This window comes from Cellulomonas endophytica (assembly GCF_004123805.1).
GTDB classification, from domain to species: domain Bacteria; phylum Actinomycetota; class Actinomycetes; order Actinomycetales; family Cellulomonadaceae; genus Cellulomonas; species Cellulomonas endophytica.
In genome coordinates this window covers 41,192-59,895 of record NZ_RWJX01000007.1, presented here as the reverse complement: position 1 = coordinate 59,895, position 18,704 = coordinate 41,192, and the positions used below count along the sequence as shown (strand labels likewise).

General features: G+C 77.0%; 15 protein-coding genes. 8 read left to right on the top strand and 7 right to left on the bottom strand.

Features of this window, described 5'->3' with window-relative positions; translation table 11 throughout:
- Positions 1 to 18: 18 nt before the first annotated feature.
- Positions 19 to 1,035 carry a hypothetical protein gene (locus tag EJA20_RS03730; RefSeq protein WP_129336831.1) on the bottom strand — a complete coding sequence of 339 codons (1,017 nt, stop codon included), beginning with the start codon at positions 1,033 to 1,035 and terminating at the stop codon, positions 19 to 21.
- A 37-nt stretch (positions 1,036 to 1,072) separates the two neighbouring features.
- On the opposite strand from EJA20_RS03730, the gene EJA20_RS03725 reads away from it, so the two are divergent.
- Both EJA20_RS03725 and EJA20_RS03720 read left to right on the top strand, forming a co-directional pair.
- Complete coding sequence (locus EJA20_RS03725; RefSeq protein WP_129336830.1) at positions 1,073 to 1,660, top strand: YbjN domain-containing protein; 588 nt, start codon at positions 1,073 to 1,075, stop codon at positions 1,658 to 1,660.
- On the top strand, positions 1,657 to 2,184 hold the full coding sequence (locus EJA20_RS03720; RefSeq protein ID WP_129336829.1) for a type III secretion system chaperone family protein: 528 nt from the start codon (positions 1,657 to 1,659) through the stop codon (positions 2,182 to 2,184). The genes EJA20_RS03725 and EJA20_RS03720 overlap by 4 nt, the downstream gene beginning before the upstream one ends.
- Positions 2,185 to 2,231: 47 nt before the next feature.
- Here EJA20_RS03720 and miaB read toward each other — a convergent pair whose 3' ends face one another.
- Positions 2,232 to 3,914: a tRNA (N6-isopentenyl adenosine(37)-C2)-methylthiotransferase MiaB gene (gene miaB, locus EJA20_RS03715; RefSeq protein WP_129336828.1), complete on the bottom strand. Its 1,683-nt coding sequence runs from the start codon at positions 3,912 to 3,914 to the stop codon at positions 2,232 to 2,234.
- A 272-nt stretch (positions 3,915 to 4,186) separates the two neighbouring features.
- On the opposite strand from miaB, the gene EJA20_RS03710 reads away from it, so the two are divergent.
- The 4 genes from EJA20_RS03710 (at position 4,187) to EJA20_RS03695 (ending at position 7,671) form a co-directional block, all read left to right on the top strand.
- Positions 4,187 to 5,002 (top strand): amino acid ABC transporter ATP-binding protein, encoded by an 816-nt coding sequence (locus EJA20_RS03710; protein WP_129336827.1) that lies wholly within the window; start codon positions 4,187 to 4,189, stop codon positions 5,000 to 5,002.
- A 161-nt stretch (positions 5,003 to 5,163) separates the two neighbouring features.
- On the top strand, positions 5,164 to 6,030 hold the full coding sequence (locus EJA20_RS03705; RefSeq protein ID WP_129336826.1) for a glutamate ABC transporter substrate-binding protein: 867 nt from the start codon (positions 5,164 to 5,166) through the stop codon (positions 6,028 to 6,030).
- A gap of 91 nt (positions 6,031 to 6,121) precedes the next feature.
- A complete protein-coding gene (locus EJA20_RS03700; protein ID WP_129336825.1) occupies positions 6,122 to 6,811 on the top strand; it encodes an amino acid ABC transporter permease in 690 nt (229 codons plus the stop codon).
- The gene (locus EJA20_RS03695; RefSeq protein WP_420836398.1) at positions 6,808 to 7,671 is read left to right on the top strand and encodes an amino acid ABC transporter permease; all 864 of its coding nucleotides are present in this window, start codon (positions 6,808 to 6,810) and stop codon (positions 7,669 to 7,671) included. The genes EJA20_RS03700 and EJA20_RS03695 overlap by 4 nt, the downstream gene beginning before the upstream one ends.
- Before the next feature lie 70 nt (positions 7,672 to 7,741).
- On the opposite strand, the gene rny is transcribed toward EJA20_RS03695, so the two are convergent.
- The 4 genes from rny to EJA20_RS03675 all read right to left on the bottom strand — a co-directional run bounded on the left by rny (position 7,742) and on the right by EJA20_RS03675 (position 12,072).
- The gene (rny, locus tag EJA20_RS03690) at positions 7,742 to 9,586 is read right to left on the bottom strand and encodes a ribonuclease Y (protein ID WP_240674986.1); all 1,845 of its coding nucleotides are present in this window, start codon (positions 9,584 to 9,586) and stop codon (positions 7,742 to 7,744) included.
- A 305-nt stretch (positions 9,587 to 9,891) separates the two neighbouring features.
- Positions 9,892 to 10,383, bottom strand: a complete 492-nt coding sequence (locus tag EJA20_RS03685; RefSeq protein WP_240674983.1) for a regulatory protein RecX — start codon at positions 10,381 to 10,383, stop codon at positions 9,892 to 9,894.
- Between the two features lie 110 nt (positions 10,384 to 10,493).
- Entirely contained in the window at positions 10,494 to 11,537 is a 1,044-nt protein-coding gene (gene recA, locus EJA20_RS03680; RefSeq protein WP_129336823.1) for a recombinase RecA, read from the bottom strand.
- Positions 11,538 to 11,838: 301 nt separating this feature from the next.
- Entirely contained in the window at positions 11,839 to 12,072 is a 234-nt protein-coding gene (locus EJA20_RS03675; RefSeq protein ID WP_129336822.1) for a DUF3046 domain-containing protein, read from the bottom strand.
- Positions 12,073 to 12,131: 59 nt separating this feature from the next.
- Here EJA20_RS03675 and EJA20_RS03670 point away from each other — a divergent pair, with 59 nt between their 5' ends.
- Together EJA20_RS03670 and EJA20_RS03665 are read left to right on the top strand one after the other, a co-directional pair.
- Complete coding sequence (locus EJA20_RS03670; protein ID WP_129336821.1) at positions 12,132 to 17,234, top strand: Lhr family ATP-dependent helicase; 5,103 nt, start codon at positions 12,132 to 12,134, stop codon at positions 17,232 to 17,234.
- 18 nt (positions 17,235 to 17,252) lie between these two features.
- A complete protein-coding gene (locus EJA20_RS03665; protein WP_129336820.1) occupies positions 17,253 to 18,158 on the top strand; it encodes a DNA-formamidopyrimidine glycosylase family protein in 906 nt (301 codons plus the stop codon).
- Positions 18,159 to 18,333: 175 nt separating this feature from the next.
- Here EJA20_RS03665 and EJA20_RS03660 read toward each other — a convergent pair whose 3' ends face one another.
- Positions 18,334 to 18,675, bottom strand: coding sequence for a helix-turn-helix domain-containing protein (locus EJA20_RS03660; protein ID WP_129336819.1), 342 nt, complete (start codon positions 18,673 to 18,675; stop codon positions 18,334 to 18,336).
- Positions 18,676 to 18,704 lie beyond the last annotated feature (29 nt).

Sequence of the window (18,704 nt, the reverse complement as noted above, 5' to 3'; positions counted from 1 at the left end):
CGGGCGCCCCCGACGCCGTCACGCCGCGTCCCCCGGCACGTCGGCGGGTGCCGCGACCGTCCAGGTCCCGACGAGGTGCAGGGCGCCCAGCGAGGTGTCGGCGGCCTCGACCGCCCCCGCCACGGCGGCCGCGCCCGCCGCGCCGACGAGGACCTGCCACGGCCCCCACCCGCTCACGGCCAGGGCGGCGTGCAGCGCCTCGTCGGCCGCGGCGAGGCGGGCGCGCGCGGCCGGCGACGCGTCCGCGAGGTCGGCGACGAGACCCGCGTCGACGTCCGGGGCGCGCGGGTCGTCGGCGAGCGGGGCCGCCGGCCCGTGCCGGGCGGAGCCGGACCCCACGACGAGGAGCACGACCGGCACGTCACCGGCGACGAGCCCCGCCCCCAGCGCGCGCAGGTCGGCGCCCCGGCGGTCGTCCGCGGGCCCGTCGCCGGACGCGACGCCACCGCCGCCCGCACCGGCCCCCGGACCGGCACCCGCAGCGGCGCCCGCACCGGCGGTCCCGTCGGGTGCGGACCGGGGCGGGCCGACCTCGACCGCGTGCGCCACGGGCAGGGGGTCGGGGGCGTCGTCGCCGAGGGCCGCGGCGAGCAGGTGCAGCCCCACGGCGGTGCCGGTGGCCGGCGCGGCGGGCCCCTCGTCGTGCGGCCCGCTCCCCCACGGCGCGCCCCGCCCGTCCTGCCCCGCGCCCCCCGCCGGCGCGGCCGAGGGCACCGGCACACCGAGCGCCCCGTCCGGGACGCCCGCCGACGCCAGCTCGGCCCGCAGCGGCCCGCTACGCACCCGGTCCCGCGGCCCCGCGGCGACGAGCACCACCCGGACGGCACCTCCGGCACCCGCGGCACCGGCGGCACCCGCGGCACCCGTCGTGCCACCGGCCCCCCCGGTGCGCCCCGCGTCCGCGGCGGCGTCGGCCAGCGCCCGCCGCAGGGCCGTCACGGCCGCGACCCGCAGCCCCGCGAGCGGGTCGGCGCGCCCCGCGACGCCGGGCACGAGCAGCGCGGTGTCGGGCAGGAGGACGGCGGAGCGGAGCACGCGCCCGACCGTAGCCGCCCCCGGTAGGGTCGCCCCCATGGGTCTGTTCGAACGCGGCCGACGGTGGTGGGCGCAGCGGCCCTCCCCGGTGCCGCCGCCCCTCGACCCCGAGGAGCTCAGCGACACGGAGCTCCAGGACCGGGTGGCCGCGCTGCTCGCGGCGGAGCTGGGCCCGGCCGCGCCCGGCGAGGAGCACCCCACGCCCGTGACGCCCGCCCGCATCGCGGCGTGGATGACGGACCACGACTTCAGCTACTTCGTCGACAACGACGGCGACCTCGGGGGCCTGTGGCGCGGCCGCCTCTTCTACTTCTTCCTCTTCGGGGAGCGCTCCGAGATCCTCCAGGTGCGCGGCCAGTGGCACCGCGAGGCGACGATCGAGCGCCTCGAGGAGGTCCTCGACCTGTGCAACGAGTGGAACGCCGACCGCATCTGGCCCAAGGCCTACGTGCGGGTGCGGGACAACGGGCGCGTGCACGTGGTGTCCGAGGTCGCGGTCGACCTCGAGCACGGCGCGACCGACGCCCAGCTCGGGCAGCTCCTGCACTGCGGGCTGTCGACCGGGTCGCTGCTCTTCGACGCGCTGGACGAGCGCTACCCGGACCCGGCGGTGGTGGCCCCGTGACGAGCCCCGAGTGGCTGCTGCGGGTGCTCGGCGGCCGCCCGAAGCCCGTCAAGCGGCCCGTGCGGCGGGACCCGCCGACGCCCCTGACCCGTGACCGCATCGGCGAGCACCTGTCGGCGCGCGGCTACCGGTTCGCGGTCGACGACGACGGCGACCTCACCGGCACCTGGGACGGCTCGCGCTTCTGGTTCCTCACCCTGGGCGACGCCGGCGAGATCCTCCAGGTCCGGGGCCGGTGGCACCGCCAGCTCCCGCTCGAGCAGCGCGGCGCCGTCGGCCTGGCGCTCAACGACTGGAACCGCGAGCGCATCTGGCCCAAGGCCTACGTCCGCGAGGAGGAGGGCCGCCTCGCGCTCTACAGCGAGGTGTCGGCGGACCTCGAGGCCGGGGTCACCGACCGCCAGCTCGCCCAGCTGCTCGCGTGCGGCCTCGGCACGGGCGTGCACATGTTCACGGCGCTGGACGCCCTGCTCCCGCGGGACGACGAGGACGTGCCCGGGCCGACGGACATCCCCGACAACTGAGCGACGTGCGGCCGCCCACGGAGCGGCGCCGCGGCCCGCCGCGGGTCCTAGGGACGCGTGGCCGGGCGCCCGACGAGGGGCAGGCCGAGCACGACGGGCCCGGCCGGTCCGGAGGTGCCGCAGCCGCCGTGGGCCTCGTCGGCGGCCGGGGCCGTCCCCTCCCCGGGGGTCCCCGCGGCGGCGCGGGCGGCCCACGCGTCCCCGGCCCGGGTGCGGCGGACGGCGAAGGTCCCCCCGTCCAGGGCGGAGTCGGCGACGAGGTGGTGGGGCGCGCCGTGCGTGACCGTGACGCGCACGAGGTCCCCCGGGCGCGGGGCGTCGACCGGGGCCAGGCCCGCGGGCAGCGCGAGGTGCACGAGGCGGTTGTCCCGGGCCCGGCCGGAGATGCGGCGGGAGGCGCCGTCCTTGCGGCCCTCCCCCTCGGCGACCAGCACCTCGACCGTCCGGCCGACCTGGGCGGCGTTCTCCTCGAGGGAGATCCGCTCCTGCAGCGCGGCGAGCCGCTCGTACCGCTCCTGCACCACCGCCTTGGGCAGCTGGTCCGGCAGGTCGGCGGCGGGCGTCCCCGGCCGCGGCGAGTACTGGAAGGTGAAGGCGGAGGCGAAGCGCGAGCGCTCCACCACGTCGAGCGTGGCGGCGAAGTCCTCCTCCGTCTCGCCCGGGAACCCGACGATGACGTCCGTCGTGATGGCGGCGTCGGGGATCGCGGCCCGGACCCGGTCGAGGATGCCGAGGAAGCGCTCCGCCCGGTAGGACCGGCGCATCGCGCGCAGGACGCGGTCGGAGCCCGACTGCAGCGGCATGTGCAGCTGCGGCATCACCGCCGGCGTGACCGCCATCGCCTCGATGACGTCGTCGGTGAAGGACGCGGGGTGCGGGCTCGTGAACCGCAGGCGCTCGAGGCCCTCGACGGCCCCCGCCGCGCGCAGCAGCGACGCGAAGGCGCCGCGGTCGCCGAACTCCACGCCGTAGGAGTTGACGTTCTGGCCGAGCAGCGTCACCTCCACCGCGCCCTGGGCGACGAGGGCCTCGACCTCGGCGAGCACGTCGCCCGGACGCCGGTCGCGCTCCTTGCCGCGCAGGTGCGGCACGATGCAGAAGGTGCAGGTGTTGTTGCACCCGACGCTGATGGACACCCACCCCGCGTAGACGGACTCGCGGCGGGTGGGCAGCGTCGAGGGGAAGACCTGCAGGCTCTCGGCGATCTCCACCTCGGCCCGCGCGTTGTGGCGCGCGCGCTCGAGGAGCACCGGCAGCACGTCCAGGTTGTGCGTGCCGAAGACGACGTCCACCCACGGCGCCCGCTCGACGATGCCGGACCGGTCCTTCTGCGCGAGGCAGCCGCCGACGGCGATCTGCAGGCCCGGCCGCTCACGCTTGAGGCCGGCGAGCCGCCCGAGGTTGCCGTAGAGCTTGTCCGCCGCGTTCTCGCGGACCGCGCACGTGTTGATGACGATGACGTCGGCGTCCTCCGCGGCGGCGCGGGCGGGGTCGGCCGCCACGTAGCCCGCCGCCTCGAGCATGCCGGCCATGTGCTCGGAGTCGTGGACGTTCATCTGGCAGCCCAGCGTCTTCACCAGGTACGTCCGCGCGGGCGCGGGACCGGCCGTCGCGGCGACGGCGGCGGGCCCCGCGCCGGGTCCGGTCGCGGTGCCGGCGGTCGGGGGCGGGCTGCTCGACGCGGTGCCGGGCAGGGGCGCGAGCAGGGGCGCGGGCAGGGTGGTGGACATCGCGGTCCAGGGTACGACGCGCGTCGGCGCCGCCCGCCGTCCCCGTGCGGCGGCCCTCCCGCCGCCGGCCACGGCCCCACCCGCCCGCTCGTGCCCGCGCGTGCCCGAGCCCGTCCGCCACGCCCGGCGCCGTCGGGCGCGTCCCCGCCGCGTGCCCGCCGCGTCCGCGGACGCGGCGGAGGTCGTCGGCGTACCCCGGCGTTGCACGACCGTGACCGGGGACGCACCCGTCGGTGCTGGCCCGCGCGCTGGCCAGCGCCTAGTTTCATCGCATGGTCGAGCCCGCACCTGCCGTCGGCACCCCCGTCGCGCCCCGTCCGGAGCCCGGGACCGCCGGCCGTGGCGGCGCCCACGAGCCCCTCGTCGTCATGAGCGGCGTGCAGAAGCACTTCGGGGCGCTGCACGTCCTGCGGGACATCGACCTCAGCATCGGGCGGGGCGAGGTCGTCGTGCTCATCGGGCCCTCCGGCTCGGGCAAGTCGACCCTGTGCCGCACGATCAACCGGCTGGAGACGATCGACTCCGGGACCATCACCATCGACGGCGTGCCCCTGCCCGCCGAGGGCCGCGCCCTCGCCCGCCTGCGGGCGGACGTCGGGATGGTCTTCCAGTCGTTCAACCTGTTCGCGCACAAGACGGTGCTCGACAACGTGACGCTCGGCCCCGTCAAGGCGAAGGGCGTCAAGCCGGCGGCCGCGAAGGCGCGGGCGCTGGAGCTGCTCGACCGCGTCGGTGTCGCCAACCAGGCGCAGAAGCTGCCCGCCCAGCTCTCGGGGGGGCAGCAGCAGCGCGTGGCGATCGCCCGGGCCCTGGCCATGGACCCCAAGGTCATGCTCTTCGACGAGCCGACCTCGGCGCTGGACCCGGAGATGATCAACGAGGTCCTCGACGTGATGACCTCCCTCGCCCGCGAGGGCATGACGATGCTCGTCGTCACGCACGAGATGGGCTTCGCCCGCCGTGCCGCCCACCGCGTCGTCTTCATGGACGGCGGCCAGGTCGTCGAGCAGGCCGAGCCGGAGGCGTTCTTCACCAGCCCCCGCAGCGACCGCGCCCGCGACTTCCTCTCCAAGATCCTCAGCCACTGACCCCGCCCCGGCGCGGTGCACCTCCGCCGCCCCGGACGCCACCCGTCCCGCCACCGCGGGCCGCACGACCCGACCGACGCCCGGTCGACCGACCGGTCCCCGGGCCCGACCCGGACCACCGCGCCGGAACCCCGGCACCCGACACCCGAAGGGCACCCACCATGCGCGCACGACTGGCCCTGGCCATGACCGCCGCGGCGACGCTCACGCTCGCCGCCTGCTCCAGCGGGGGCGGCAGCGACGCCGGCGCCGACGAGACCACCGGCGCCGGGAGCAGCGAGGGCTCCGGCGGCGGCGAGAGCATCCGCATCGGCATCAAGTTCGACCAGCCCGGCCTGGGCTACCAGGACGGCAGCGAGTACACGGGCTTCGACGTCGACGTCGCCCGCTACGTCGCGGAGCAGCTCGGCTACGCCGAGGACCAGATCGAGTGGGTCCAGGCCCCGTCCGCGCAGCGCGAGACGATGCTGCAGACGGGCCAGGTCGACATGATCTTCGCGACCTACTCCATCACCGACACCCGCAAGGAGGTCGTCTCCTTCGCCGGGCCGTACTTCGTCGCCGGCCAGGACCTCCTCGTCGCGGCGGACGACGACTCCATCTCCGGCCCCGAGGACCTCGAGGGCAAGAACCTGTGCTCCGTCACGGGCTCCACCTCCGCCCAGCGCATCAAGGACGAGTACGCCACGGGCACGAACCTGCTGGAGCAGCCGGGCTACGCCGAGTGCGTCACCGCCCTGACCGCCGGGCAGGTGGACGCCGTCACGACGGACGACATCATCCTCGCGGGCCTGGCCGCCCAGCCCGCCAACGAGGGCAAGGTCAAGGTCGTCGGCAACCCGTTCTCCGAGGAGAACTACGGCGTCGGCCTGCCGCTGGACAGCGACCAGTGCGAGGCCGTGAACGAGGCGATCACCACGATGATCGAGGACGGCAGCTGGGAGCAGATCCTCGAGGACAACGTCGGCGCCTCCGGCTACAGCGCCAACGAGGAGCTCAACCCGCCCACGCCGGCCGCCTGCGCCTGACCGTCCGGCCCCGCCCGCGGCACCCCCGCGGGCGGGGCCGTCCCCCGCGCCCGGCGACCCCGGGCGCCCGAGCCGACGACAGGAGGGCCGCGTGGACGACGGCTACCTCGCGCAGTTCTCGTCGCTGTTCTCGCAGTTCGACGTGCTGGGCGCCTTCGGGACCAACCTCGCGCTGACGTTCTTCGCCGCCATCGGCAGCCTCGCGATCGGCACCGTCCTGGCCGTCATGCGGATCAGCCCGGTGCCGAGCCTGCGCTGGGCCGGCGGCACCTACGTCACGTTCCTGCGCAACACGCCCCTGACGATCATCATCGTGTTCTGCGCCCTCGGGCTCTGGGGCCAGCTCGGCATCACGCTGAGCAGCGACTTCCAGACGAACTTCTTCCGGCTCGCCGTCCTCGGCCTCGCCGTCTATCACGCCGCCTTCGTCTGCGAGGCGCTGCGCTCCGGCGTCAACACCGTCCCGGTGGGCCAGGCCGAGGCGGCCCGGGCGATCGGCCTGGGCTTCGGGCAGTCCGCGCGCCTCGTCATCCTGCCCCAGGCCTTCCGCGGTGCCGTGGCGCCCCTGGGCAACGTGCTCATCGCCCTCATCAAGAACTCGACGGTCGCCGCCGCGGCGTCCGTCCCGGAGACCTCGGGGCTCATGCGCACCATGATCGAGAACCGCCCCGACGTGATCCTCGCGATCTTCGCCACCTTCGCCCTCGGGTACGTCGTCGTCGTCGTGCCCGTGGGCCTGGCCACGACCGCGCTGTCGCGCCGGCTGTCGGTGGCGCGGTGAGCGCCCGCAGCGTCCTCTTCGACGCCCCCGGACCCGCCGCCCGCCGGCGGATGCGCGTGTTCAACGTGGTGGCCACCGTCGTGGTGGCGGGCATCGCCGTCCTCGCCCTGTGGCGCCTGGCGGACAAGGGCCAGCTCGCCGCGAGCCTGTGGACGCCGTTCCTCGACCCGAGCACGTGGACGAACTTCCTCCTGCCCGGCCTGCTCGACACCCTGCGCGCCGCCGCCGTCGCGATCGTGACGTCCGGCCTCTTCGGCCTCGTCTTCGGCCTCGGGCGGCTGTCCCAGGTCGCTGCCGTGCGCTGGGTGTCCGGCCTGGTCGTGGAGTTCTTCCGCGCCGTCCCCGTGCTGCTCATGATGATCTTCTTCTGGCTGGCCCTGGGGTACTCCGACCTCGTCGAGGCGCCCGACGCCCCGTTCCTCGCGGTCGTGCTGGGCCTGACCCTCTACAACGGGTCCGTGTTCGCCGAGCTCGTGCGCTCCGGCGTGCACAACCTCCCTCGCGGCCAGCGCGAGGCGGCCCTGGCCATCGGGCTCCGCCCGCCGCAGTCGCTGCGCCTGGTGGAGGTGCCGCAGGCCCTCATCGCCATGCTGCCCGCGATCGCCAGCCAGCTCGTCGTCATCCTCAAGGACACGGCGCTCGGGCAGATCATCACCTACGGCGAGCTGCTCGACTCCGCCCGCCGCCTGGGGTCCGGCCAGGGCAACATCCTCCAGGCGCTGCTCGTCGCCGCACTGGTGTTCATCGCGCTCAACTACCTGCTGACGCGCTTCGCGGAGCGGCTGGCCACGTCCGTCGACCGCCGGACGGCGGGCGCCGCGCGGGCCGAGGCGCCGAGCCTCGTCGTCGACCCCGACTGACGCGCCGCGCCGAGGGCGCGCGGGCGGCGGGCGCCGACGGCCGGGGGCTCGCGCACCCGGCCGTCCCGCGTCAGCCGGCGGTCGCGCTCGCGCGCAGCTCCCGGACCACCGTCACCTTGATCTCCCCGGGGTAGGTGAGCTCCTCCTCGATGTGCCGCGCGACGGCCTCCGCCAGGGGGTGCATCGCGGCGTCGTCGACCTCGCTCGGCTCGACGAGGACCCGCACCTCGCGGCCCGCCGACATCGCCAGGACGCGGCGCACGCCGCTGTGCTCGGACACGAGCGCCTCCAGCCGGCCGAGCCGCTCCACAAGCTGGTCGAGCTCGTCGTGGCGCGCGCCGGGGCGGGCGGCCGAGATCGCGTCGGCCGCCTGCACGAGGACCGCCTCCACCGTGCGCGCCGGGACCTCGTCGTGGTGGGCCTCGACCGCGTTGGCGACGTCCTCGCCCTCGTCGCAGCGGCGCACCAGGGCCGCCCCCACGACGGCGTGCGTGCCCGGCACCTCGCCCGTGAGCGCCTTGCCGACGTCGTGCAGGAACGCCCCGCGCCGGGCGACGGTGACGTCCGCCCCCACCTCGCCCGCCATGGTGGCCGCGAGCAGCGCGCTCTCGACGAGGTGCTCCAGCACGTTCTGGCCGTACGAGGTCCGCAGGCGCAGCCGGCCCAGGGTGCGCACGAGCTCGGGGTGCAGGCCCGTGACGCCGGCGCGCTCGGCGGCGTCGTGGCCCGCGGCCTCCGCCCTCTCGTCCGCGCCGGCGAGCGCCTCCGCGTAGGCCGCCTCGATGCGCGGCGGGGTGATGCGGCCGTCGAGCAGGAGCGCCTCGAGCGCGATCTGGGCGACCTCCCGCCGCTCGGGGTCGAAGCACGAGAGCACCACGACGCCCGGGGTCTCGTCGACGAGCACGTTGACCCCCGTCAGCGCTTCGAACGTGCGGATGTTCCGCCCCTCCTTGCCGATGATGCGGCCCTTGAGCTCCGGCGCGGGCAGCGTCAGCGTCACGACGGACACCTCGCGGCTGGTCGGCACCGCCAGCCGCTGGACGGCCGTCGTGACGACGCGGAGCGCCCGCGCCTGGGCGGTGCGGCGCGCCGCCGCCTCCGCGCGACGGACCGACGCAGCTCCGGCCCGCTCGGCCTCCGTCGTGAGCCGCCGGACCAGCTCCTCCCGGGCGGACGTGGCGTCCAGGCCCGAGAGCTCCTCCAGCCGTCGGGCGACCTCCGCGTCCGCGCCCTCCCGGGTGCGCGTCGCATCGCGGTCGGCCGCGGCGCGCAGCTCGGCCGTCTCCCGGGCGGCCGCCTCCCGCACCCCCGCCGCGTCCCGCAGGGCGTCCTCCCGCAGGCCCGCCGCCTCGCGCAGCGCCGCGTCGCGCTCGGCGGCCGCCGACCGGAGCGCCTCCTCGCGCGTCGCCGCGGCCGCGAGCAGCGCCGCCTCCCGCACCTGTGCCGCCTCGCGCGCGGCGTCGTCGCGCGCGTCCCGCGCCACCGCCTCCCGGAGCTGCTCCACGGCGGCCGCGGCCTCGTCCCGCAGGCGCGCCGCCTCCGCCAGCGCCGCCGCGGTGACCTGCTCCGCCTTCGCGCGCAGGCCCTCGGCCTCCGACCGCGCCGCCGCGACGACCTGCTCCGCCTCGCTCCGGGCTCCGAGGAGGAGCCGGTCGCGCTCCTCGCTGCTGCCCACGCCCGCGCCGCTCGCGGGGCGTGGAGCCGCGACGGGGGCCGTGGCCGGGGCCGGGGGGCTGTGCACCTGCCCGCCCGAGCCGCCCTGGGCGGCCGGCACCGTGCCCGGTCGGGGGGAGCGCGAGGGCGCGCGACCCCCGGCACCGCCGCCGCGCACGACGACGACGAGCACCAGCAGCACGCCCACGACGGCGACGAGTGCCGCCACGACCGCCGTCACGAGCAGGACCCTGTCCTCCACCGCACCTCCCGAGCGCCACCACCCCCGCACGGGGCCACCGCCGGGACGGGTCCGCGACCGGCGCCGACCCGCGCTCATCCTCGCGCACACCGAGCCGGCCGCCGTCCAGCCGGCCCGTCCGCCGCGAGGTCACCGGACCCTCCTGCGCCGGCTCGTCCGGTGGACGGAGCGACGAGCCCGCGAGGTCGACACCCTCCTGCGCCGGATCGTCCGGTGGACGGAGCGACGAGCCCCGCGAGGCCGGCGCGGCTACGGACCGGGCACGAGGGGCGCACCGACGCCCGTCGTGCCCCCTCCGCCGCCGCTCAGTCCTCGGGCAGGGGCCAGGCGTCGTCGTCCGACTCCTCGCCCTCGAGCGCGAGCTCCTCCCGGACGAGGCCCAGCACGAGCCCCGGGGCGTATCCCTTGCGCCCGAGCGCGGCGAGCGTGCGACGGACGCGCACCTCGCGCTCGAGACCCCGGGTGCCCGCGAGCCGCTTGCGGACGAGCACCCGGGCGGCCCGCTCCTCGTCGTCCCCGTCGATGGTCGCCAGGGCCGCCTGGGCGGTCTCGTCGTCGACGCCCTTGCGGCGCAGCTCGACGCCGAGGGCGCGGCGCGAGAGCCCCCGCTCGCTGTGGCGCGACCGCACGAGCATGCGGGCGTACTCCTCGTCGTCGACGAGCCCGACCTCGGTGAAGCGGTCGAGGACGCGGCCGGCGACCTCCTCGGGCACCTCCCGCCGCGCGAGCGCCTCCTCGAGCTGGTGCCGGCTGCGGGGAGCCCCCGTGAGCATCCGCAGGGCCACCGCGCGCGCCACACCCTCCGGGTCGGGTTCCCGGTCCTCCGCCGCGGCACCCGTCGGGGGCGGCTCGTCCCCGCGCCGCCCCCGACGACCTCCGCCCGTCCGTGCGGTCACGGCTCGTCCGGTCAGAAGTCGACCGGGACGGCCTCGGCGGCGGGCGCCTCGACCCGCACCCCGACGCCGAGCTTCTCCTTGATCTTCTTGTCCAGCTCCTCCGCCAGGTCGGGGTTGTCCCGAAGGAAGGCGCGGGCGTTCTCCTTGCCCTGGCCGAGCTGGTCGCCCTCGTAGGTGAACCAGGAGCCGGACTTGCGCACGAACCCGTGCTCGACGCCCATGTCGATGAGGCTTCCCTCGCGGGAGATCCCCACGCCGTAGAGGATGTCGAACTCCGCCTGCTTGAAGGGCGGGGCCATCTTGTTCTTCACGACCTTGACCCGGGTCCGGTTGCCGACCGCCTCCGTGCCCTCCTTGAGGGTCTCGATGCGGCGGATGTCCATGCGCACGGAGGCGTAGAACTTCAGCGCCTTGCCACCGGTCGTCGTCTCGGGCGAGCCGAAGAACACGCCGATCTTCTCGCGCAGCTGGTTGATGAAGATCGCCGTGGTGCCCGAGGCGTTCAGCGCACCGGTGATCTTGCGGAGCGCCTGGGACATGAGGCGGGCCTGGAGACCGACGTGGCTGTCGCCCATCTCGCCCTCGATCTCCGCCTTCGGCACGAGCGCCGCGACGGAGTCGATGACCACGATGTCGATCGCGCCGGAGCGGATCAGCATGTCCATGATCTCGAGGGCCTGCTCCCCCGTGTCCGGCTGCGACACCAGGAGCGCGTCCGTGTCGACGCCGAGCTTCTTGGCGTACTCCGGGTCGAGGGCGTGCTCCGCGTCGATGAAGGCCGCGATGCCGCCGGCCCGCTGCGCGTTGGCGACGGCGTGGAGCGCGACCGTCGTCTTGCCGGAGGACTCGGGGCCGTAGATCTCGATGACGCGGCCGCGGGGCAGCCCGCCGATGCCGAGCGCGACGTCCAGCGCGATGGAGCCCGTCGGGATGACCTCGACGGGGGGACGGTTGTCCTCGCCGAGACGCATGATCGACCCCTTGCCGAACTGGCGGTCGATCTGGCTGAGGGCGACCTCGAGGGCCTTCTCGCGGTCCTTGGGTGCTACGGGCATGGTGTCCACCTGTCGGTCTCGAGCAGCGGGATCGCTGCGCCTGCGGGGGCTGGTCTGCGACGCGGCTGACGGTATGCCCGACCACCGACACGCGGTCCCGGCCCGGCCGCCACCCCCGGGAGGGCCCGTCTCGGGGACGGGCTGGGGGCGGCTCGGCGCAGGGATCGTCGTCAGCCGTGGCCCACGCTAGCCGAACAGGTGTTCGAGGTCGTCCGACACGCCGGGGGGTGCACGCGACGAGGGCGTCGGGCCCGGCGGGGGACGGGGACGCCGGCCGGGGCGCCCGGCCGGCGTCCGCCCTTCAGCGCCGACGCGGCGGCGCGGGGCGGTGCGAGGCGCCGAACCGGCGGGCGTCGGGGACCTCGAGGGCGTCGCACAGCGCGTGCCACACCTCGCGCGGCGGCACCCCGTCGTCGAGGGCGGCCTGCGCCGTGCGGTCGCCCACCGGTCCCAGGACGAGCTCGCGCACGAGCACCCGGCCCTGGGCGCGCCCGAGCACCTCGTCGACGAGGGCCCAGAACTCGCGGTAGGTCACGGCACCAGCCTGCCACCCCGCTGAGGGGCGGCGCGCACGTGTCGGCGGCCCCTGCGACGATGACCGGCGTGGTGACCGACCGCTTCTCCGAGCCCACCCGGGCGTGGTTCACGGGCGCGTTCGCCGCGCCCACGGCCGCGCAGACGGGGGCGTGGGAGGCGGTCGCCGGCGGCGAGCACGCGCTCGTCGTGGCGCCCACGGGCTCGGGCAAGACGCTCGCCGCGTTCCTCTGGGCCCTCGACGGCCTGCTCACGGGGCCGCCGGCGGAGGAGGCCGTGCGCCGGTGCCGCGTCGTGTACGTCTCCCCCCTGAAGGCCCTCGCCACGGACGTGGAGCGCAACCTGCGCTCGCCGCTCGTCGGGATCCGCCAGGCGGCGCAGCGGCTGGGGCGCACGCTGCCCGACGTGACGGTCGGGATCCGCACCGGGGACACGCCGCCGCAGGAGCGGCGGGCGTTCGCCACGACGCCCCCGGACGTCCTCATCACCACGCCGGAGTCCCTCTACCTCGTGCTCACCTCGGCGGCCCGGGCGGGCCTGTCCGGGGTGCGCACGGTGATCGTCGACGAGATCCACGCCGTCGCGGGGACGAAGCGCGGCGCGCACCTGGCCCTCTCGCTCGAGCGCCTCGACGCGCTGCTGGAGGTCCCGGGCGGGCCCGGGCCGGCCCAGCGCGTGGGGCTCTCGGCCACGGTGCGCCCGGTCGACGCGGTGGCCGCGTTCCTCGGGGGCGCCCGTCCTCCCGAGGAGGGGGGCCGCCGCGTGCGCGTCGTGCAGCCGCCCTCGACGAAGACCATCGAGGTCGACGTCGTCGTGCCCGTGCCGGACCTCGGCGACCTGGGGTCCGCCGGGCCGGCGCACGACCGGCCGCAGCCCGAGGGCTCCGTGCCGGCCGGCGAGCTCGACCTCACGGGGCAGGGCGGCGGGACGACGCCCCGGCCGTCCGTGTGGCCGCACGTGGAGGAGCGCGTCGTCGACCTCGTGGCCGAGCACCGCTCCACCCTCGTCTTCACGAACTCGCGCCGGGGCGCGGAGCGGCTGACCGCCCGGGTCAACGAGGTCTGGGCGGAGCGGCAGGGCGTGGACGTGCCCGACCCGGGCACCGTGCAGCCCGCCGCGGTGCCGGCGCAGTCCGGGGCGGCGGCCGGCGTCGACACGCGCGACGCCGCGACGGTCCTCGCGCGCGCCCACCACGGCTCCATGAGCCGGGCGGAGCGCACGCGGACGGAGTCGGAGCTCAAGGCCGGCCGGCTGCCGGCGGTCGTCGCGACGAGCTCGCTCGAGCTCGGCATCGACATGGGGGCCATCGACCTCGTGGTGCAGGTGGGGGCGCCCCCGTCGGTCGCGAGCGGCCTCCAGCGCGTCGGGCGTGCCGGGCACCAGGTGGGAGCCGTCTCGCACGGCGTCGTGTTCCCGACCTTCCGCGGCGAGCTCGTGCCGGCGGCCGTGACGGCCGAGCGGATGCGCCGGGGCGAGCTGGAGTCGCTCGCCGTCCCCGCCAACCCGCTCGACGTGCTCGCGCAGCAGGTCGTCGCGATGGTCGCGGTCGACGACTGGTCCGTGCCCGACCTCGCCCGCGTCGTGCGCCGGTCGGCGCCGTACGTGGGCCTGGGCGAGGCCACCCTGCGCGCGGTCCTCGACATGCTCGCCGGCCGCTACCCGAGCGAGGAGTTCGCGGAGCTGCGGCCCCGGCTCGTGTGGGACCGCGTCACGGACGTGCTCACCGCGCGGCCGGGGGCCCTGCGCCTGGCGGTCACCAGCGGCGGGACGATCCCCGACCGCGGCCTGTTCGGCGTCTTCCTCGCTGCGGGCTCGACGACCTCCGACGTCCCCGTCGACGCCGAGCGCGGCGGCGTGGGGCGCCAGCGCGGCGGGCGGCGCGTCGGGGAGCTCGACGAGGAGATGGTCTACGAGTCGCGCGTCGGCGACACCTTCACGCTCGGCTCCAGCACCTGGCGCATCGAGGACATCACCCCCGACCGGGTGCTCGTCGTCCCGGCCCCCGGGGTGCCCGGGCGCCTGCCCTTCTGGAAGGGCGACTCCCCCGGCCGCCCGGCGGAGCTCGGCCGCGCCATGGGCGGCTGGGTGCGCGAGCTCGTCGGCAAGCCGGACGCCGAGGCGCGCACGCAGGTGGAGGGGGCGGGCCTCGACGCGTGGGCCGCGGACAACCTCCTGACCTACGTGCGCGAGCAGGCGGAGGCGACCGGCCAGGTGCCGACGGACCGGACCCTCGTCCTCGAGCGGTTCCGCGACGAGCTGGGCGACTGGCGCGTGGTGCTGCACTCCCCCTACGGCGCCCGCGTCCACGCGCCCTGGGCGCTGGTGATCGGCGCGCGGCTGCGGGAGCGCTTCGGGGTCGACGCGGCCGCGCTGCACAGCGACGACGGCATCGTCCTGCGGCTGCCCGACGTGCTCGACACCGACGCCTGGGACCCCGACTCCGACGGCTCCGGCGGCGACGGGCCGGGCATCACGGTGGCGGACCTGCTGGTCGAGCCGGAGGAGGTGCTCGACCTCGTCCGCTCCGAGCTCGGAGGCTCGGCGATGTTCGGCGCGCGCTTCCGCGAGGCCGCCAGCCGTGCTCTGCTCCTGCCGCGGCGCCGGCCCGACCGCCGCCAGCCCCTGTGGCAGCAGCGCCAGCGCTCCGCCCAGCTGCTCCAGGTGGCGGCCCAGTACCCCGAGTTCCCGATCCTGCTCGAGGCCGTGCGCGAGTGCCTGCAGGACGACTTCGACACCGCCGCGCTGGCCGAGCTCATGCGGGACGTCGCGGCGCGCCGCATCCGGGTCGTCGAGGTCACCACCCCGCACCCGTCGCCGTTCGCGCAGTCCCTGCTGTTCGGCTACACCGCGCAGTTCCTCTACGACGGGGACGCCCCCCTGGCCGAGCGCCGGGCGGCCGCCCTCACCCTGGACCCGACCCTGCTCGCGGAGCTGCTCGGCCAGGGCGGGGAGTCGCAGCTCGCCGACCTGCTCGACCCCTCGGCGGTCGAGCGGACGGAGGCGGAGCTGGCGGGCACGGCGCCCGACCGGCGCGCGCGCTCGATGGAGGGCGTCGCGGACGTCCTGCGCCGCCACGGGCCCCTCACCCTCGCCGGCGTCCGGGCACGCACGGAGGCCGAGCACGCCGAGGCCGTCCCGGGCTGGCTCGCCGAGCTCGAGCGCTCCCGGCGTGCCCTGTCCGTCCGCCTCGGCGGCGTGCCCGCCGAGGACGCGGCCCAGTGGGCGGCCGTCGAGGACGCGGGCCGCCTGCGCGACGCGCTGGGGGTCGCCCTCCCCGTCGGGGTCCCGGAGGTGTTCACCGAGGTCCTGCCCGACCCCCTCGGCGACCTCGTCCGGCGGTACGCGCGCACCCACGGCCCTTTCCCGGCCCAGGCGGTCGCGTCCCGGTTCGGGCTGGGCGTCGCCGTCGTGACGGACGTGCTGCGCCGTCTGGAGTCCTCGCGCGTCCTCGTGCAGGGGCGTCTGCGCCCCGAGGTGCTGGGCGGCACGGGCGACGAGTACTGCGACGCCGAGGTGCTGCGCACGCTGCGCCGCCGCAGCCTCGCCGTGCTGCGCGCGCAGGTCGAGCCCGTCGAGCCCGCCGCGCTCGGCGTCTTCCTGCCCCGCTGGCACGGCGTGCGACCCACGGTGGGCCCGGGGCGCTCCGCGGGCGCCGCGACCCACCGCGGGGTCGACGGGGTGGCCCGCGTCGTCGAGCAGCTCGCCGGCGCGGTCGTGCCGGCCTCGGCCCTCGAGACGCACGTCCTGCCCGCCCGGGTCGCGGACTACGTCCCCGCGATGCTCGACGAGCTCATCGCGGCCGGCGAGGTCGTCTGGTCCGGGCACGGCACGCTGAGCGGGCACGACGGGCTCGTCGCCCTGCACCCTGCCGCCGTCGCCGACCTCACCCTGCCACCCGTCGACGAGGCCTTCGCACCCACCCCGCTGCACACCGCGGCGCTCGCGGCGCTCGAGGGCGGCGGCGCCTGGTTCCTGTCGGCGCTGGGCAGCCGGGTGGCCACCCTGCTCGAGGACGGCGGACCCGTGCCGTCGGGCCGGCTGGCGACCGCCCTCTGGGACCTCGTCTGGGCCGGCCGCGTGACGAACGACAGCCTCGCCCCGCTGCGCGCCTGGCTCGGCACGGGCTCCACCGCGCACCGCACCCGGCAGGCGCCGCCGCGCAGCCGCGCGCTGCGGCCCCGACTGGGCCTGCGCACCGTCGGACGGCTCGGCGGGATGCCGCTGCCCCGTGCGGCGGGGGCCGAGCCCCCGGGGCACGCGGCAGCGGCCGACGGTGCCGCCCGGGCGTCCGCGGAGGGCCCGGTCCACGACGACACGCCCGGAGGCACGGCCGCCCTCGCGGCCGCGCTGGCGGCCGGGGCGGCAGGGGGCCGCTGGTCCGTGCTCCCCGGGCGCGAGCCCGACCCGACCGTGCGCGCCCACGCGCTGGCGGCCCAGCTCCTCGACCGCCACGGCGTGCTCACCCGGGCGGTCGCCCCCGCCGAGGGCATCGGCGGCCGCTTCGCGGACGTGTACCGCGTGCTCGTCGCGCTCGAGGCGGGCGGGCAGGTGCGCCGTGGGTACTTCGTCGAGGGGCTCGGCGGCTCCCAGTTCGCGCTGCCCGGTGCCGTCGACCGGCTGCGGACGGATGCGGAGACCGTCACCCGCAGCCGGGAGCGGCTCACGCTCGCGGCGGAGCGGCGGTCGGAGGGGCCGGCGCTGCCCTGGCAGCTGCCACCCACGGGCGCGGAGGGCACGGGCGAGGAAGGCGGGACCTACCCCGTGGTGCTCGCCGCCACCGACCCGGCGAACCCCTACGGCGCCGCGCTGGCGTGGCCGGACCCGCCCGAGGGGCGCGAGGACCCCGCCGCGACCGGTCGGCACCGGCCCGGGCGCAAGGCGGGCGCGCTCGTCGTCCTCGTCGACGGCGCCCTGGTCCTGTACCTCGAGCGCGGCGGCAGGACGGTCCTGTCGTTCACGGACGAGGCCCCGGTCCTCCTGCTGGCCGCCCAGGCGCTCGTGGCGGCGATCCGGACGCGCGGCACCGGGCGGCTGACGGTGGCGCGGGCGGACGGAGCGGAGGTGCTGGCGGGCGAGGTGCTGCGGTCCGCGATCGGCGAGGCGTTCCTCGCCGCCGGGTTCCTGGCCACCCCGCGCGGCCTCTCGATCCGGGGGCAGTCGTGACCGCCGTGCGGGGGCGACGTGCCCGAGGGTGACGTCCTGCGACGGACGGGGCAGCGGCTCGACCTCGCCCTCGCGGGCCAGGGGGTGGTCCGCACGGACCTGCGGTGGCCGTCGGCGGCGACCGCGACGTTCACGGGCGCGACGGTCGTCGGCACCCGGCCCTACGGCAAGCACCTGCTCACCCGCTTCTCCGACGGCCGCACCCTCCACACGCACCTGCGCATGGACGGCTCGTGGCGGATCGTGCGCACCGGCTCGCCCGAGGCGGCGGGCCGCTCGCCCCGGGTCCGCGCCGTCGTGGCGGGCGCCGGCTGGACGGCGCTGGGCCTGCTCCTCGGCATGCTCGACGTCGTGCCCACGGCGGACGAGGGAGGCCTCGTCGGGCACCTCGGCCCCGACGTGCTGGACGACGACTTCCTGCCCGAGCCCGAGGAGCCCACCGCGGCGCTCCCCCGGGTCACCTGGCCAGGGCTCGGCATCGACGCCCCCGGGGCACGCCGCTGGGACGGCCCGGGCCTGGCGGAGGCCCTGCGACGGTGGGAGGCCCAGGGACGCCGGCCCGTCGCCGAGGTGCTCCTCGACCAGACGGTCGTCGCGGGGCTGGGCACCGTCTACATGGCCGAGTCGCTCTTCGCGCGCCGCGTGTGGCCGTGGACGCCGGCTCGCGACGTGCCGGAGCCGGAGGCGGTCCTGCGGGTCGCACGGCTGCAGATGCGCCGCTCCGTGGTCACCGGGGACGGGCCCGGACGGGTCCACGCCCGCGCCGGTGCGCCGTGCACCCGGTGCCGGACGCCGCTGCTGGAGGGTTCGGCGGGCGTCATGCCCACCGCGCGCCCCGTCACCTGGTGCCCGCGCTGCCAGGCCGACCCCGAGGGCCGGGCGGCTCCCCCGACGGTCCACCGCTGGGCTCGGACGACCCGCTGACCCGGCCGGCCCCGCCGCAGCAGGCAGGCGCCGCCGCGACCGGCCCCGCACCCGGCCGCCGCGCCGGCACCCTGGACAGCGACGAGCCCGCCACCCCCGGCGGGGTGACGGGCTCGTCCGGTGGTCCGCGGCGGCGCCGCCCGCGGACCGCAGGGTCCTGCCGTCCGTGCGGCTCTCAGCCGACGGGTGCGAGCTCCGACCGGGGACGGTCCCAGTCGTCGTCCGGCGTGCGCCCCACGCGGACCTCGAGGTCGGCGGGCACCGTGTCGGGCACGAACAGCCCCTCGGCCACCGCGATGCGGTCGCTGACCTCGCGGAGCACGATCGACATGGGCACCGACAGCGCCGCGCAGATGCTCTGCAGCAGCTCCGACGAGGCCTCCTTCTGGCCGCGCTCCACCTCGCTCAGGTAGCCCAGGGACACCCGGGCCGCCGACGACACCTCACGCAGGGTCCGCCCCTGCCGCTGCCGCGCATCGCGCAGCACGTCACCGATCTCTCGACGCAGTACGACCATCTGGGCTCCCCCTCTCGTGCCACGATCCT

What these genes read in the sequence shown, in the direction of transcription:
- EJA20_RS03725 (WP_129336830.1), top strand. Translation starts at nt 1,073, where the DNA reads ATGGGTCTGTTCGAACGCGGCCGACGGTGGTGGGCGCAGCGGCCCTCC.
- miaB (WP_129336828.1), bottom strand. Translation starts at nt 3,914, where the DNA reads ATGTCCACCACCCTGCCCGCGCCCCTGCTCGCGCCCCTGCCCGGCACC.
- EJA20_RS03710 (WP_129336827.1), top strand. Translation starts at nt 4,187, where the DNA reads ATGGTCGAGCCCGCACCTGCCGTCGGCACCCCCGTCGCGCCCCGTCCG.
- EJA20_RS03705 (WP_129336826.1), top strand. Translation starts at nt 5,164, where the DNA reads ATGCGCGCACGACTGGCCCTGGCCATGACCGCCGCGGCGACGCTCACG.
- recA (WP_129336823.1), bottom strand. Translation starts at nt 11,537, where the DNA reads ATGCCCGTAGCACCCAAGGACCGCGAGAAGGCCCTCGAGGTCGCCCTC.
- EJA20_RS03670 (WP_129336821.1), top strand. Translation starts at nt 12,132, where the DNA reads ATGACCGGCGTGGTGACCGACCGCTTCTCCGAGCCCACCCGGGCGTGG.
- EJA20_RS03660 (WP_129336819.1), bottom strand. Translation starts at nt 18,675, where the DNA reads ATGGTCGTACTGCGTCGAGAGATCGGTGACGTGCTGCGCGATGCGCGG.